Genomic DNA, 15,669 nt, shown 5'->3' on the forward strand with positions numbered 1-15,669 from the left:
ATCTGTGATTCAGCTCCCTTTCTGCTTAAAAAGCGATTATGATAACTCTACGATCGATACTGCACCATGTGGAGCGGTAGCTGTCAGAGAGGAATTAAATAAAAAGCTCAGTGTTGTAGCTGCAGTGGCATTAATAAGGAAAGTTCCCGATACGCCAGGGTTTGTCGCAGATAGTGTGGAGGTGCTGTTTGTCACAAAGTCGGTCTGTGCAGCACCGTTTACCTGTGGTGTTACTCCGATAAATCCAGCTAAAGTTACGGTGGCATTCACAATATAGGATACGGAATAAACATGACCTGCTGCTAACTGAAACGTAGTAGTTGTAGGTGCGGTGATGTTGGTGCCGTTATTGAAAACAACACCAAAAGCAATCGCTGCATTATTTGTTAAAGATGAAGAGGTTACCGTATATCTTGCATTTGTCTGGGTAGGAGAAGGTCCGGTAGCACCCGTAGCACCAGTTGCGCCTGCAGCGCCGGTAGCTCCGGTATTTCCATTTGTTCCTGCGGTTCCGGTCGGCCCTGTGGCACCAACGGCGCCCGTCGGTCCGGTGGCCCCGTTTGCTCCGGTAGCGCCGGTAGCCCCGGTAGCGCCTGCAGGACCATCTGCCCCGGTTGGCCCGGTGGGACCTACTGCCCCGGTAGCCCCGGTACTTCCCGTAGCTCCTGCCTGGCCTGCAGCGCCGGTAGGCCCAGTGATTCCATTAGCGCCGGTAGCACCTGTTGCTCCCGTAGCACCGGCGGTGCCATCAGCCCCGGTCGGTCCGGTGGCACCAATAGGTCCGGTAGCCCCGGTGATTCCATTAGCGCCGGTAGCCCCGGTAGCGCCGGTCGGTCCGTCCGCTCCGTCAGCGCCGGTAGCCCCGGTAGTGCCCGTAACACCGGTAACCCCATCAGCCCCGGTAGCGCCGGTAGGTCCGACTGCGCCGGTAGCGCCTGTATCGCCGGTAATTCCAGTGGCCCCGGTACTTCCGGTAGCGCCGGTAACTCCGGTGGCTCCGCCAGCGCCTGTGGCTCCGGTAGGTCCTGTGGCGCCAGTTTCGCCTGCAGGTCCTGTATTTCCGGTCGGTCCGGTAGCGCCCACAGCGCCATCAGCGCCGGTGGCCCCGGCAGCTCCTGTGGGTCCTGTAGCTCCGTCTGCGCCCGTATTACCAGTAGGCCCGGTAGGTACTCCCGGATTCGTACAACACAATCAAAAATAATTGAATTCAACAGATACGATTTCATTTTTTTGGTTCACATTAATTTTTTTAATAATATGATGCCAGAAACGCTGCTTTCCCTGCCTGCCCAGCCTTCTATAGATTTCATGAAAACCGCAGTTTATAACAGTTTCTAATTCGGACAGATCCTTTTTTTGTTGCGATTTAGTGGAGACGGACTCTGTTTCATGCAGTTGCCGGGTCAGATTGTTATATTCATTTTCATATTTTTCCAGACCGATTCGGCTTTTTTGAAAGAGAAAATTTAATCGTTCTATTTCCTTTTTTATTTTATCCGGAGTACCAATTGGTTTTGATTTTTTTATTTCATCAATTCTAATACATCTGGTTTTGTATCTGGCATATTCCTTAAGTAAGTATTCCAGTAAATAATTTTCTATTTTAATTTCATTCAGCGGGTTAATCTTGTGCAGTTTATTATTTGTTCCATAGGAGCAGCGGTAGTAAATATATGTTTTTCTGGCACCAGTTTTTTTATACAGAACTCTAGTAGAATAGGATGCAGACAATGATCTTCCGCAATAGGGGCATTTAATCAATCCAGTAAAAAGGTATACTCTTTCTCCGGTTGGCTTTCTTACATTCCGGTTTGCTGCTTTCTGAATTATATCCCATGTTTGGGATGAAAAGTAGGGTTCACAGTATGTGGTGTTATCTCTGTATTTACCAATATAGAATTCACTTTTCAACATACTGTTCATGATATCATAGGTAAAGTTTTCATCAAAATTTGTGCGGATGTGTTCAGCCGTGGAGCGTTTGCTTTGCGACATCAGAAAAAATCGTGCCCATTCATGGACAATTGCCTCTTTTTCTTTATCAATTACCATTTTCTTAATTCCATTTATGTTTTGTGATGTATATCCATAGGGCATGGAGCATTTTCCAAATATTAATCTGCCCTGGGAGATGGAAGCTTCATTTACAAATTTTATTCTTTCGGATGTGGTATCCACCTCATTTTGACCGATAGATAGCATAATATTCAGATTTAAACGTCCATCCCGGGTATCCAGGTTCATGTTTGGTTCGGCAACTGCAAACCATTTCACATGGTGTTGGTCTAAAACCTCCTGTACTTTATAAAAGTCGGATACGTTTCGGAACCATCTGTCCATTTTCCAGAATAATATTACATCGATCTCGTCTCTTTTTACCGATTCCAGCAGGGCATGGATCGCTTTTCTTTTTTTTAATTCCTTCCTGGCTGTTTTCCCCTCATCCGCATATATACCTGCAATTTTATAAGAATTTTTAACGGCATGTTCTTCCAGATACATTCTTTGGGCTTCCAGGGATTTTCCGTGCATTGCCTGTTCGGATGAAGATACCCGGATATAAAGTGCGCAGCGTGTGACAGGCTGGGATGAGTATTCTAATATTTCTGGCAACATTTTGTATCCCTCCTTATGTTAAGCAATTTATGAGAAATGGCAATGGATTATGAGCCCTGATGTGATGTAGCAGGATAAAGGGTGAAGCATAGTTTATATGGATGAGGTACAGAAAGGCTGCAGGAATATGGAAAAACCGGAATATAGAAAACTGGAAGAGGAAGTGACTGGAGCAGAAATGCAAGGAGCAGACCGTTCAGACGAAGAACGGTCAGCTGCAGGTAGGCAGAAAATAAAACTGCCGGAAGCAGAGAGCGTCTTTCAACTATTGATTGCGCTTCTGGAAGAGCAGGAGCAGGTAAAGATAGATTATGAACTTCTAAATTAGAATACCGATACATAAAATGGATGGGATAAGCATATAAGCTGAGATATAGCGATTTTTTTCTTTTAAGTTTCATCAATGTGCACAATAAATGAATTGTATTTCAGGTCGAAATTTGTTATAATCAATAACAAGATAATTCAGTAAAAAGAAGATCAGGAGGATTTAATATGTACCGTATTTCGAATTTAACAGAAAATGATGATATTAACACACTGGAATCTATGGGACCTTTTACCGTAATAGAGTATGAACGTGATTTAAGCGTAATGCCTTCAGACGCACAGAGAGCATATTTCTGCAATGCAATGAATATTCGCAAGAGACAGGTAATCTGTGATATGACCAAAGCCAATATTACACTTCAGGCAGGAGCAATGCAGTGGATGGTTGGTAATGTAAATGCCACAACCGGAATTAAAGGCGTGGGTGATTTGTTCAGTAAAGCCGTACGTGGAAAAGTTACCGGTGAATCAGCAATTAAGCCGGAATATACCGGAGACGGCACCTTAGTGCTGGAGCCGACTTACAAACATATTTTGCTGATCGATGTGCAGGATTGGAATGGTTCTATTGTATTGGATGACGGTTTATTCCTTGCCTGCGACTCTAATTTAAAACATAAGGCAGTAATGCGGTCAAATCTTTCTTCAGCGGTAGCCGGCAATGAAGGGCTTTTTAACCTCAGTGTGAATGGTGCCGGTGTGTTATGCCTGGAATCTCCGTCTCCCCGGGAAGAACTGATTGAGATTACTTTAAATAATGATGTACTGAAAATTGACGGGAACATGGCGATAGCATGGAGCGGCAGCCTGGATTTTACAGTTGAGCGTTCCGGAAAAACACTGATCGGTTCAGCTGCATCAGGTGAAGGACTTGTGAATGTTTACCGTGGCACGGGAAAAGTACTCATGGCACCTGTGGATAAGGGAATTGCTTAAAGCAAAATGAAAATGAATGAAGAATAAGAAACATTTTTTAGAAAGCACGTCTGAGCGGATGTGCTTTTTACTTTGCAGAAATTTACCGGACCTTACCATTACGTTGTCCGTGGAAATTAAAATTGATACGCGTTATAGAAACGTTATTTTTATATGCTAAGATCATTTCTGTAATAGACAGGAACATGACTTGGAACTATTACAGGAAAGGACGGTTAGATATGGGAAAAATGATATTGGAAACAAAAAATTTATCAAAAAAATTTGGAGAGCAAATGGCAGCCAACCAAATTTCGCTGCAAATTGAGCAAAATAGTATCTATGGGCTTCTTGGTCCCAATGGTGCAGGGAAATCCACAACCCTTAAAATGATTGTTGGGCTTCTCAGACCTACGGAAGGGCAGATTATCTTTAAGGGAAAACCCTGGAAACGGGAATCTCTTGCAAAAATAGGTTCTTTGATAGAGGCACCCGCTCTATATGGAAATCTTACAGCAGAGGAAAATTTACTGGTGCATACAAGGCTTCTGGGAATCCCAAATGAAAGAATTCCCGAAGTACTGAAAACGGTTGATCTTAAAGATACCAAAAAAAGAAAGCATCACAGTTTTCAATGGGAATGAAACAGCGGCTCGGAATCGCGATAGCCCTGCTTAATAATCCGGAATTACTCATTCTGGATGAACCTACCAATGGGCTTGACCCTTTTGGCATTCAGGAATTACGTGAATTTATTTCTTCTTTGCCGGAAAAGGGAATTACGGTAATTCTATCCAGTCATATCTTATCGGAAGTTGCCCAGGTTGTTGATGAAATCGGGATTATCAGCGGAGGAAGGCTTTTATTTCAGGGTGTGCCTAATCCCAATGAAGATCTGGAAGCGTTTTTTACGGATGTAATTATCAAAGGGGGAAAAGCAGGATGAATGGTTTAAAATCGGAAATGTTAAAATACAAAAGAACATTTATGAGAAAACTGATTGTATGGATACCTTTGTTTTTTGCACTCTATTCCTTAGTGATCAGAATGCTGGTCCCGACCCTTTCCAACTCATGGAGAGGTATTATGGTTTTAGTATTTAACTGGTGGCCATTGATATTCCTGCCCCTTGGTATGGGACTATTTGCCGGCATGGCAGCCGCTCAGGAAAAGAAAGCCGGAGATTACCGCGCACTTCTGGTACATGATATCTCGCCGAAGGCTGTCTGGGTACATAAGGTGGCAGCCATGGCAATTCACAGCCTGTTATCAGCACTGGTTCTGTTTTTTTCCATTATAATTTCCGGACTGTTCTCCTCAAAAGGTGAGATACCCATATACCAGATGATAACCGGTTGTCTGGTATGCTGGCTGGTATCTCTTGTGCTGATTCCCATACAGCTATGGGCGGCTGCCTGGAAGGGAATACTTTTCAGCATGGGAGTTGCGTTTGCAGGGATGATAGCAGGGGTAATGGCAGCACCGCAGTCTTACTGGTTTCTGGTACCCTGGTCCTGGGCAACGAGGTTAATGTGTCCGATTATTGGGGTTCATCCCAACGGTACTGAATTGAAATCCGGTAATCCGCTGCTGAACAGCTCTGTAATCCCTGTTGGAATTGCTGTGTCCGTAATTCTGTTAATTATCATAACTGTAATTTCAGGCGTTTGGTTTAGAAGGAGGGAAATACATTGATCAGATTATTATTATCAGAATGGTTGAAAACAAAACGAACAGCGATTCGATGGATTACTTTTTGTATGCCTGTAATCGTTGCCCTTTGCATAGTTGCCTATCTGTCAATCCGCAGTGGCGTTACATCTGAGTTTGTTTATGAAGGTTTTTTTGTTGTGTGGACGGCAATGATTATTCCGGTAGGGGCGGGTGTTCTGTCAGGATTTATGATACAAGAGGAAGAACTGGCAGGAAGTTTTACCGGTTTTTTGAACAATCATATTTCCAGAATGAAGTTGTATATTGGTAAGTTTCTGATGTTAATTTTCTGCCTGACGTGCTGCACATTTATTGCGATACTTATTCTCTGTATCGGAATGAAGGTGGTTATATCTGATGGAGGTAATATTTTTTTATTTATATCTGCGGCACTTCTTGCTGTAGTTGGTGCACTTCCTGTACTGTCCATACATTTGTGGGTAAGCCTGCTGTGGGGAATGGGGGCATCTATCGGAATCAGCATGGGTGGAATCCTGATGGCTGCTTTGATCGGGGCAACCGGTCTTGGAGGGAAAATCTGGATGATCATTCCCTGGTCCTGGCCGGTAAAAATGGCAATGCTGCCGGCAGTTTGTTTTCAGACCGGGTCTTCAACTGCAAATATTTCCGGGAGCGGAATATTAATATTAGAACTTATCCTGACCGCATTCGGGCTTTTTATTTTTCTGGCTGGCGGAATTATCTGGTTTAATAGATGGGATGGCAGAGAATTAAGGGAATAACTGCCAAATACGGTAAGTAGTGATTACCAACTTTTTCATAAACTTGACCAATAGGGAAAATTGGCGGATACTATATGGGCAGGCTTTTAAAAGCCTGTCCTAAACGTTTTGGAATGGGAGGCGATGTAAAATTGAGTAAAATATTAATTATTGATGATGAAAGAGAATTGACTGCTTTATTAGAGAAAAAACTAAAGTCAAAAGGGCATGAAGTACTGATTGCAGATGACGGCAGGAGAGGTATTGAACTGGCAAAGAGACAGCCGGATCTTATTATACTGGACATTATGATGCCGGAAGCGGACGGTTTTGAAGTCTGCCATGCCATACGAAACGATGTGTTATGCCCGATTATATTTTTAAGTGCCAAACAATCGGAAACTGATAAAATCAAGGGGCTGACTCTTGGCGGGGATGATTATATCACAAAGCCCTTTGGATTAAGGGAGTTAATGGCGCGAATTGAAGCTAATTTACGGCGTGAAAAACGGTCTCAATATATCAATACAGAGCAGAAGCGTCCGAAACTGTATTTTGGCAGCCTCTCCCTGGATTTACGGGGACGGACAGTTCACATTGGCAATGAGGAAATTTCCCTTACAAAAAGAGAATATGAGATTGTAGAACTGCTTGCCCTCCATGCGGGGCAGGTATTTTCAAGAGAACAGATCTATGAAAACGTATGGGGATATGATTCGTGTGGAGATGATACAACGGTAGTTGAAAGGATTAAAAATATCCGCACCAAGTTTGCAGCTGTCACGCCTACTATTCCTTATATCGCTACGGTTTGGGGAATTGGGTATAAGTGGAATAAAATGTAGAAGGGGAAATCGCTATGAAAAAACGGTCACTTGCAGCACAATTCCGTATCACACTGGTTTTAATTGTAGTTACCAGTTTAATTGCATCATTGCTTACCTATGCAGGTGCAATAATGCTGTTTCGTCAGGCTGTTAATAACAATGAGATCAATCCACAGGATTATTATGAACAGCAAATTCCCAGAATAACAGACTATGTTCGGGATAAAAAAGCAGATATTCTGTCTTTATCCAGCGAAGAGGGTCTGAAAAATATCATTCAGGAAACCGGACTTACTTATCAGGTAGTAAATTGGGAAGGCAATATTTTATATGGCACATATCCTGACCGGCTTTTTGAAACGAAAGAAGAGCTCTATGACAACCTGAATATGACGCTGCTCATCTCCGGAAATTATGTTCGTATAGTACCGGTTATTGGCGATGACGGAAAAATACAAGGAGCAGTTTCCCTCGCCTATCAATTAAGCTTATCTGCTGTAAATAAAGGGAATGAATGGCTAAACTATGCAATTATCCTTGTGGCTTTCTCACCAGTGTTCTATTTCATAGCATGTATTATTCTGTTTTCCAGGAGACTGACGAAAAATATAACCAGTCCCCTGCAGCTTTTAAAAGAAGGCTCCCGTCAGATAAAAAATAAAAATCTGGATTTTGAAATCGATTATCATTCCGATAACGAGCTGGGTGAACTTTGCACTGCTTTTATGGAAATGAAAGATGAACTGAAAAAATCCCTGTCAGCCCAGTGGAGGATGGAACAGGAACGGGTAGAAATGGTGGAGTCATTGGCACATGACCTGAAATCGCCGCTGTCTGTGATAAAGGCATACGCAGAAGCGTTGATTGATGATACAAAAGTGAATGAGGAACAGCTGCAATACCTTAACGTTATCGAAGAAAATATAGAAAAAAGTGTCTCACTGGTACAGCAAATGCAATATACCTCGGATCTTGAAAGATCATCTGTCCAGCTCCATCTGATTCCGGTAAATCTGCCTGAATTTATGGAGCAGAAAGTACATGATTATGAAGTCCAGGCGGAGAGAAAGGATATCTCCATCCAATTAAATATCAAAGGAGATATACCGGACCCGTTTTTAACAGATCCCGGCAAACTGGAGAGAATACTGGATAATATTTTATCGAACAGTCTGCAGTATACCCCAACGGGAGGGAGAATAACAATAACGGTAAATGCTGTAGATCAATGTATCTCATATGAAATCAGTGATACAGGTATAGGATTCAGTACGGAAGACACACAAAAAGTATTTGAAAAATTTTACAGAGGCGATAAAGCCCGGCAAACCAAAGACGGACATTCCGGTCTGGGATTGTATATCGCCAGGCAGTTAGTGGAGCTACTCGGTGGAACTATTAAAATCGGTAACCTGAAATCCGGTGGGGCGTGTGTTGTATTTGAGCATAAAATCTTTGTGAATGAGTGAATAGAAACGAATGGGAAGTTTTATGGGGAGATTTTATTTTGTGGAATTGATGTTTCCGAAAAGGTGAGAAAAGAAATGAATTTTCAATGATTATGTGGTAATATATGGATAAATGTTCTGTTTCGGCAGTATATGGAGGTACGATTATGACAAAAATTGAAAATCTTAAACCAATTATATTTCAAATTGAGGATAATGATGCTTCATTAAAAGAATTTGAAGAGAGACTGCAGACTGCCGAATCGGAAAAGGTGCAGGAGCTCATATTGAATTATCCAACTGTTTATATCCATAACTGGCAGGAATCAAATGATTATGAAGTCTATATAGGGGAATCAAATAATGTAATTCAGAGAACAAAACAGCATTATAAGGAAGCAAATGATAAAAAGAAATGGCAATACCAGCTGCATAAGAACAGAGCAAGGCTGTTTTTGATTGGTCATGAGCATTTTAATAAATCTCTGACCCTTGATATTGAAAACCGGTTGATGCATTATATGATGAGCATAGAGCATGTTAAAAAAGTACATAATCAAAATGAAAATCCCCAAAATAAGTACTATACAGTTGAGGAACTGGATGTTATCTTCCATAATATATGGAGTAAATTAAGAAAAGAGGATCCGAATCTGTTTCCAACAGAAACAGAAATTAAAGATTCAGCTATATTTAAGGCATCTCCGTTGCATAAAATGACACCGGAGCAATTGCAGGCAAAAGAATTAATTATCCAAAAGGTGATTCGTGCAATGCAGGGGAATCAGACAAAACAACTGATATTTATTGAAGGGGAAGCGGGAACCGGAAAGACCGTGTTAAACAGCAGTACCTTTTATGATTTGATTACAAAAGCAGGGGATCTGGGCATGGATCAATTACAATGCTATATGATGGTAAACCATACTGAGCAGATAACGGTATATGAGCAGATTGCAAAGAAACTTGGCATAACGGATAAATTTGTATGCAAACCCACAACATTTATTAATCACCATACAACGGAAGATCCGGTGGATGTGGCATTTATAGATGAAGCACATTTATTATTAACCCAGGGCAAGCAATCCTATCGGGGAAAAAATCAATTGCAGGATATTATTGACAGAGCTAAAGTGACGGTGGTCATGTTTGATGAAAACCAGATACTGACAACAGAGCAGCTTTGGGAAGCTCAGGTACTGGATCATTTTAAAACGCTGGCGAAACAAAACCATAATTATATGGAGTTAAAGAATCAGTTAAGAATATCAGCGGATAAAGCAACCGTAAATTGGATTGATGCTTTTACGAAATCCCGGAAACTGAATAAGATTCCAGCTGACAAAACCGGCTATGAGATTAAAATTTTTGACCAGCCGGTGGAACTTGAATTGGAGATAAAGAGGAAGATATCTACAAAAGACTGTGCACTCTCCAGAATGATTGCTACGTATGACTGGGAATACAGCGCTAAAAACCGGGCAAAAGACTGGGCAAAAGACAGGTTACGGAAATATTGGGAGGTTAGCATTGGAAACTGGCATAAGCCCTGGAATTATGAGTTGGAAAAAGAACTGGACCGGAAACAAAAGAAGAAAATCAAATCATTGTCCTGGGCGGAACAGCCGCAGACGGTAAACGAGGTGGGATCTACTTTTACCATTCAGGGGTTTGACTTAAATTATGCAGGTGTAATATTAGGACCGTCTGTAAAATACCGCAATGGAAAAATTATATTTGATCCGGTGGAAAGTCATAATGCAAAAGCTATTCAAAATCGTACCTTATCAGACGGAACAAAAGAAAAGTTTGGTGAGATATTAATACAACATGAGGTAAGAGTGCTGATGACACGTGGTGTAAATGGACTTTATATTTACGCCTGTGACGCTGAACTGAGAAAAGCGCTGAAAGAAGCTGCAGCCGCTATTTAGTGAGGATAGAATATGAATGAAAATACAGTAAAAGAATTAATGGAAAAAGTTAAAAATTTTTGTGAAGAACGGGATTGGGACCAGTTTCATAATCCCAAAGACCTAGCCATCGGAATTTCTACTGAAGCAAATGAACTGCTTGATATTTTTCGGTTTAAATCAGAGAAAGAAATGAGTCAATTCTTCACAGATCAGTCAAAGAGAGAGCATATAGAAGAGGAATTGGCGGATACTTTGTTTTTTATTCTGCGGTTTGCCCAGATGAACCATATAGATCTGGGGGTTATTTTAGAGAATAAGATTCAGAAGAATGGCGAGAAGTATCCGGTGGAAAAGATTAGAGGGAAAAATTTGAAATATGATGAGATATAGTAGTAGCAAGTAGCAAGGGTAAAAAATGCTTTCTGCAGGCTGTGCGTAAACGTATTACAAACCCCTTGATTAAAATATGGGCAAAAGGGAATAAATTCACTTTGAATAGGAATTTAAGTCCTTGCTAGCATGACAGTTATTGGATATAATAGAAAAGTAATCTGAAAAGAAAAATCACGAATATAAGAAGCGAGGCGGTGCAGAGAATGGTATTGAATACGCTCCACATTAGAAATTATAGATGTTTTGAGGATACAGATATTAATTTAGATAATCATTTAACATTGTTTGTCGGAAAGAATGGGGCAGGGAAATCCACGATACTAGATGCAATAGCGATAGCAATCAGCTCTTTTTTATGTGGTATTGAAGGAACTGTGAGCAGGAATATTCATAAAGAGGATGCGAGATATAATTTTTATGAATTAGATGGCATTATTGATTCACAGCACCAGTTTCCGGTAGAAATTACAGGCTATGGTATATGTAACGGTAAAAAGAACGTAATATGGACACGTTCATTAAATTCTGCCGGAGGAAAAACGACATTAAAGGATGCCCATGAGATCATTAATATTGCAGAGCAGATGCAGAAACAGATTATGCTGGGAGATGCGCATATTGTTCTGCCTATATTATCCTATTATGGAACAGGCAGGCTTTATGCCCAGAAAAAAGAGAAGAGAAATTTAAAAGCCCTTCAAAAGTTTAGTCGGCAGGTGGGATACCTGGACTGTATGGCAGCTGAGTCAAATGAAAAAATGATGCTGAACTGGTTTGAAAAAATGACATTGAAAAGCCTGCAGAATCAGCAAAAGACTGGCAGCGTAGAAAAAATAACACAATTAAAAGTAGTGGAAGAAGCTGTCTGTAAATGTTTCCGGGAAATTAGTGGAGCTAAAGATCCTACTATCTCCTTTGATCTTGACTCACATCGGATCATAATGGAATATACAAATGATGCCGGAGAAAAATGTAGATTTGCACTTAATGAGATGAGTGATGGATATAAGAATACATTAAGTATGATTAGTGATATAGCTTACCGAATGGCAGTACTGAACCCTCAGCTGGGAGAGCAGGTACTGGCGGAAACTCCAGGTATTATTTTAATTGATGAGATTGACCTGCATCTTCATCCCGAGTGGCAGCAGACAATATTAAAAGATCTGCAGAGTGTATTTCCAAAAGTGCAGTTTATAATTACTTCACACGCTCCGGCGGTCATAAATTCTGTTGAGAAGGAGCGCATTCGGATTCTTGATAATAGTAAAGTTTATATGCCTGTAGAGCAGACCTATGGAAGAGATGCAAATTCTATTTTGAGAGAAGTGATGGGAGTTGGGGAACGTCCAGCGGATGTTCAGCAGTTGTTGTCAGATTTCTATCAGGCCATTGACAGAGAAGAAGTAATAAAAGCGGAGGAATTGTTAAACCGATTAGAAGAAATCATAGGAAATAGCGATCCTGAAATAAGCGGTGCAAGAGTAACGTTGGATTTTGAGAAAATGCAGGAGGAATCACAGTGATATTAATTCGGAAAGAAAAGGAACCGAATAGTCTATTACAGTATAGGAAAAGTAATCAAGAAGCATGTTATGAAGATTTGCCGTCGAAACCACGTGAAGATATTCGTAGACAAATGTGGTGGGAACAAAAAGGATTGTGTGCGTATTGCATGTGTAAGCTTAAGGCGCCGGAAGACGTAAGAATTGAACATTACAGCGCCAGACATCCCAAGAGCGGAACATATGATGCAACGAATACATTGGACTATAAAAGTATGCTGGGAGTATGCTATGGAAATAGCCTTCATCCAGGAGTAAAAGAGGAAGACAAGACCTGTGATGCCCACAGAGGAAATATTCCGTTGACCGTAGATCCTCGTGACATTTACTCGATTAGAAAAATCCGCTATACATCAGATGGTTATATTACCTCATTGGATGCAGAGATAAGAAAAGATGTAGAAAAGACACTCAATCTAAATTGTAAAGCCAGATCACTGCCAGAGAACAGAAAAAATGTATTGATTCAGGCAAAACGTGAGATTAGGAATATGTGTGGAAATAGGAGCCATGATACATATTTGGCAGTATTAGAGAGTGTGTATAAAAGGTATGCAGAACAAAAGATGCTCACACCTTATTGTGGAATTGTGATTTCGTGGCTAGAGAAGCAACTTAGCATAAACTAAAGCATTTATGATGTACGATCCAAACCATCCGCATGTTTCTCTGACCAGCGTCTCCCATGGTAGTAGATGACCAGAAAACAGGAGAAGAAATCCCTTGCATTAATTAAGGAGAGTTGATTCGTATAAGAGATACTATGATGAACCCGGTAAGGACTGGGAATTGATAATCCTTTTATTCAAATTGTAAGACGATGGAAAAATAAGTAAAGTTTTTTTGAATGATACCCCAAGATTAAGACAGTTATATTTTGAATATAATTGTTTTGGGCGTGCTAAAGTACGATTGGGGAGTCTGAATTTTGCATAATATTTCCGAATTTATCAAGCAGAATATAACGTTGTTTGATTCTTTTTATAATATATATTTGCTTGGATCAATATTAAATGCAAATAGGATTCCAAATGATATTGATATTTTGCTTATTTATTCAAAGGATTCAAATAAAATCTTAAATGTTATAAATATTATTAGTTCTACGTTAGAAACAATAAGTGGATTGCCAGTTGACTTAACCGTGCTAAGCATTGAAGAAGAAATAGATACTGGATTTTAAAAAAGGGTTAGTGCGCAATATCTAAAATTAAAATAATAACATGTAGATATTGTCTAGCTTGATTCATATTTCACATGGTTGTTAAGTAAGATGAATTTTTATCATTTATTATACAACTTTTGACTACTTAAATATGTAATTATAAGAAGATATATAAATGGAAAGAAAAATATAATTTGTAAAAACCCTTTAAAAACAAGGAAAAACGAAGATATAAGGAGTTACAAGAGTATGATAAAAATCCTATTCGTCTGCCTTGGCAACATCTGCAGATCCCCCATGGCAGAATTTGTTTTCAAAGATATGGTAAAAAAAAGAGGTCTCAGTGATTTATTCATCATTGACTCAGCTGCAACCAGCAGCGAAGAAATTGGAAATCCGGTTCACCCCGGAACAAGGAAGAAATTAAAGCAGTACAATATTTCTGCAGATGGGAAAAGAGCTATACGCCTGACCGGGAATGATTATCAGAAATATGATTATATCATCGGAATGGAGCAGGCTAATATCCGGAATATGATTCGGATTATGGGAGAAGACAGGGATAATAAGGTATTTAAGCTCCTGGACTTTACTAACAATCCCGGAGACATTGCGGATCCCTGGTATACCGGTAATTTTGACCGGACTTATGAAGATATTTACGAAGGCTGTGAGGGATTGTTAGAATATGTTTTAAGGGAACAATAGCTTGAATGCAGTTGTACGAATCATGCAGTACCGGTAGGACCCTCAAGACCGTCTGCTCCGGTCGGTCCGGTAGCCCCATCGGGTCCGGTGGCGCCGGTAGCACCATTTGCGCCGGTAGCGCCTGTTAAGCCGGTAGGCCCGACAGGACCATCGGGTCCGGTAGCGCCGGTAGCGCCGCTTGGTCCGGTAGGCCCGGCAGCCCCATCTGCCCCGGTAGACCCCGTTGAACCGGTAGCGCCTGTTGGTCCGGTGATTCCGTCTGCCCCGGTTGGTCCGGTAGCCCCAATAGGTCCGGTACTACCGGCAGCGCCGGTAGCTCCCGTGGCACCGTTAGAACCTGTGGGTCCGGTAATTCCGTTAGCGCCGGTAGCCCCTGTGGCACCCGTTATTCCGGCAGCGCCGTTAGCGCCTGTAGGCCCGGTAGCTCCGATTGCCCCGGTAGCCCCGGTGTTTCCGGCAGCACCGGTAGAACCCACAGCTCCGGTGGGACCCGTGATTCCGTTTGCACCAGTAGCGCCAGCAGCACCTGTGGGTCCGGTAGTACCGTTTGCGCCGGTAACACCTGTATTACCACGCGGTCCTGTGCTTCCGGTGGCTCCATTTGGTCCGGTAGCGCCACTTGCACCAGTGGGACCAGTGATCCCATTCGCACCGGTAGCTCCGGTAACCCCGGTAGGTCCGGTGGAACCATTCGCGCCGGTAGCCCCTGTGTTGCCCATCGCACCGGTGGCACCGGTAGCTCCGTTGGGTCCGGTAGCGCCGCTTGCGCCGGTAGGACCAGTGATCCCATTCGCGCCGGTAGGTCCGGTAACTCCAGTGGGTCCGGTAGAACCATTCGCGCCTGTGGCACCCGTGCTGCCGGTTGGCCCGGTACTGCCGGTAGCGCCGTTTGCTCCTGTAGCACCTCTGGCACCAGTGGGTCCGGTTAAGCCATTCGCACCGGTAGCTCCGGTAGCGCCGGTAGGACCTACACTTCCATCTGCGCCGGTGGGACCAGTCGGCCCTGTAGGCCCGGTTGGCCCGGTGGGTCCCGCATCCTGCAGTAAATCAATGCCATACAGCTGATTATCGTTATACATATCTATCACTCCTTTAATACATTTTTTGTTACATCAATAAAAAAACAAATATTATCAATGTACTATTAAATATGCAGGGAATTATAAAGTAGTGAAAATGAATAGAATTTCTGTCATAATATGCAAGGATCTCCGTCAAACTTATATTTATAATTTCGATAGAAGATATCTTTATTCCCATTTTCCACCACAAAACCCCCAAATAAGTGCTGACTTTTTTATAATGGTAGTGTATAATAAATGCATATGTTCACATAAAATAAAATGCA

General features: G+C 41.8%; 13 protein-coding genes and 2 pseudogenes. 12 read left to right on the forward strand and 3 right to left on the reverse strand.

The window, feature by feature from the left end:
• Window positions 1–36: 36 nt before the first annotated feature.
• On the reverse strand, window positions 37–1,191 hold the full coding sequence (locus RHS_RS09815) for a hypothetical protein (protein WP_081820417.1): 1,155 nt from the start codon (window positions 1,189–1,191) through the stop codon (window positions 37–39).
• The gene (locus RHS_RS09820) at window positions 1,192–2,616 is read right to left on the reverse strand and encodes a recombinase family protein (RefSeq protein WP_047833076.1); all 1,425 of its coding nucleotides are present in this window, start codon (window positions 2,614–2,616) and stop codon (window positions 1,192–1,194) included.
• Between the two features lie 97 nt (window positions 2,617–2,713).
• Between RHS_RS09820 and RHS_RS09825 the strand changes: the two genes are divergently transcribed.
• From RHS_RS09825 to RHS_RS09885, 12 genes and pseudogenes are all read left to right on the forward strand, one after another.
• Entirely contained in the window at window positions 2,714–2,944 is a 231-nt protein-coding gene (locus RHS_RS09825) for a hypothetical protein (protein WP_047833077.1), read from the forward strand.
• Window positions 2,945–3,111: 167 nt separating this feature from the next.
• Window positions 3,112–3,882, forward strand: coding sequence for an AIM24 family protein (locus RHS_RS09830; protein WP_027296679.1), 771 nt, complete (start codon window positions 3,112–3,114; stop codon window positions 3,880–3,882).
• 221 nt (window positions 3,883–4,103) lie between these two features.
• A pseudogene (locus RHS_RS09835) lies at window positions 4,104–4,807 on the forward strand (lantibiotic protection ABC transporter ATP-binding protein).
• Window positions 4,804–5,556: a lantibiotic immunity ABC transporter MutE/EpiE family permease subunit gene (locus tag RHS_RS09840; protein WP_047833078.1), complete on the forward strand. Its 753-nt coding sequence runs from the start codon at window positions 4,804–4,806 to the stop codon at window positions 5,554–5,556. Before RHS_RS09835 ends, RHS_RS09840 begins: the two are co-directional and overlap by 4 nt.
• A complete protein-coding gene (locus tag RHS_RS09845; RefSeq protein ID WP_047833079.1) occupies window positions 5,553–6,317 on the forward strand; it encodes a lantibiotic immunity ABC transporter MutG family permease subunit in 765 nt (254 codons plus the stop codon). Before RHS_RS09840 ends, RHS_RS09845 begins: the two co-directional genes overlap by 4 nt.
• 131 nt (window positions 6,318–6,448) lie before the next feature.
• Window positions 6,449–7,141, forward strand: coding sequence for a response regulator transcription factor (locus RHS_RS09850; RefSeq protein ID WP_027296683.1), 693 nt, complete (start codon window positions 6,449–6,451; stop codon window positions 7,139–7,141).
• Window positions 7,142–7,155: 14 nt separating this feature from the next.
• A complete protein-coding gene (locus tag RHS_RS09855) occupies window positions 7,156–8,592 on the forward strand; it encodes a HAMP domain-containing sensor histidine kinase (RefSeq protein WP_047833080.1) in 1,437 nt (478 codons plus the stop codon).
• A gap of 146 nt (window positions 8,593–8,738) precedes the next feature.
• Window positions 8,739–10,508, forward strand: coding sequence for a DNA/RNA helicase domain-containing protein (locus RHS_RS09860; RefSeq protein ID WP_047833081.1), 1,770 nt, complete (start codon window positions 8,739–8,741; stop codon window positions 10,506–10,508).
• 12 nt (window positions 10,509–10,520) lie between these two features.
• On the forward strand, window positions 10,521–10,880 hold the full coding sequence (locus tag RHS_RS09865) for a nucleotide pyrophosphohydrolase (protein ID WP_027296686.1): 360 nt from the start codon (window positions 10,521–10,523) through the stop codon (window positions 10,878–10,880).
• A 206-nt stretch (window positions 10,881–11,086) separates the two neighbouring features.
• Window positions 11,087–12,409, forward strand: coding sequence for an AAA family ATPase (locus tag RHS_RS09870; RefSeq protein WP_047833082.1), 1,323 nt, complete (start codon window positions 11,087–11,089; stop codon window positions 12,407–12,409).
• Window positions 12,406–13,077, forward strand: coding sequence for a hypothetical protein (locus RHS_RS09875; protein WP_047833083.1), 672 nt, complete (start codon window positions 12,406–12,408; stop codon window positions 13,075–13,077). Before RHS_RS09870 ends, RHS_RS09875 begins: the two co-directional genes overlap by 4 nt.
• A gap of 785 nt (window positions 13,078–13,862) precedes the next feature.
• On the forward strand, window positions 13,863–14,321 hold the full coding sequence (locus RHS_RS09885) for a low molecular weight protein-tyrosine-phosphatase (RefSeq protein ID WP_027296687.1): 459 nt from the start codon (window positions 13,863–13,865) through the stop codon (window positions 14,319–14,321).
• 29 nt (window positions 14,322–14,350) lie between these two features.
• Here RHS_RS09885 and RHS_RS09890 read toward each other — a convergent pair.
• Window positions 14,351–15,400 (reverse strand): annotated as a pseudogene (locus RHS_RS09890) (exosporium protein); the annotation flags it as partial.
• Window positions 15,401–15,669 lie beyond the last annotated feature (269 nt).

Origin of the sequence: Robinsoniella sp. RHS (genome assembly GCF_001029355.1) — a bacterium.
In the GTDB taxonomy this organism is placed as follows: Bacteria; Bacillota; Clostridia; order Lachnospirales; family Lachnospiraceae; genus Robinsoniella; species Robinsoniella peoriensis.

Excerpts from the sequence above, each read along its gene's own strand:
- RHS_RS09885 (WP_027296687.1), top strand. The coding sequence starts at position 13,863 with ATGATAAAAATCCTATTCGTCTGCCTTGGCAACATCTGCAGATCCCCC.
- RHS_RS09820 (WP_047833076.1), bottom strand. The coding sequence starts at position 2,616 with ATGTTGCCAGAAATATTAGAATACTCATCCCAGCCTGTCACACGCTGC.
- RHS_RS09830 (WP_027296679.1), top strand. The coding sequence starts at position 3,112 with ATGTACCGTATTTCGAATTTAACAGAAAATGATGATATTAACACACTG.
- RHS_RS09860 (WP_047833081.1), top strand. The coding sequence starts at position 8,739 with ATGACAAAAATTGAAAATCTTAAACCAATTATATTTCAAATTGAGGAT.
- RHS_RS09870 (WP_047833082.1), top strand. The coding sequence starts at position 11,087 with ATGGTATTGAATACGCTCCACATTAGAAATTATAGATGTTTTGAGGAT.
- RHS_RS09855 (WP_047833080.1), top strand. The coding sequence starts at position 7,156 with ATGAAAAAACGGTCACTTGCAGCACAATTCCGTATCACACTGGTTTTA.
- RHS_RS09865 (WP_027296686.1), top strand. The coding sequence starts at position 10,521 with ATGAATGAAAATACAGTAAAAGAATTAATGGAAAAAGTTAAAAATTTT.
- RHS_RS09840 (WP_047833078.1), top strand. The coding sequence starts at position 4,804 with ATGAATGGTTTAAAATCGGAAATGTTAAAATACAAAAGAACATTTATG.
- RHS_RS09825 (WP_047833077.1), top strand. The coding sequence starts at position 2,714 with ATGGATGAGGTACAGAAAGGCTGCAGGAATATGGAAAAACCGGAATAT.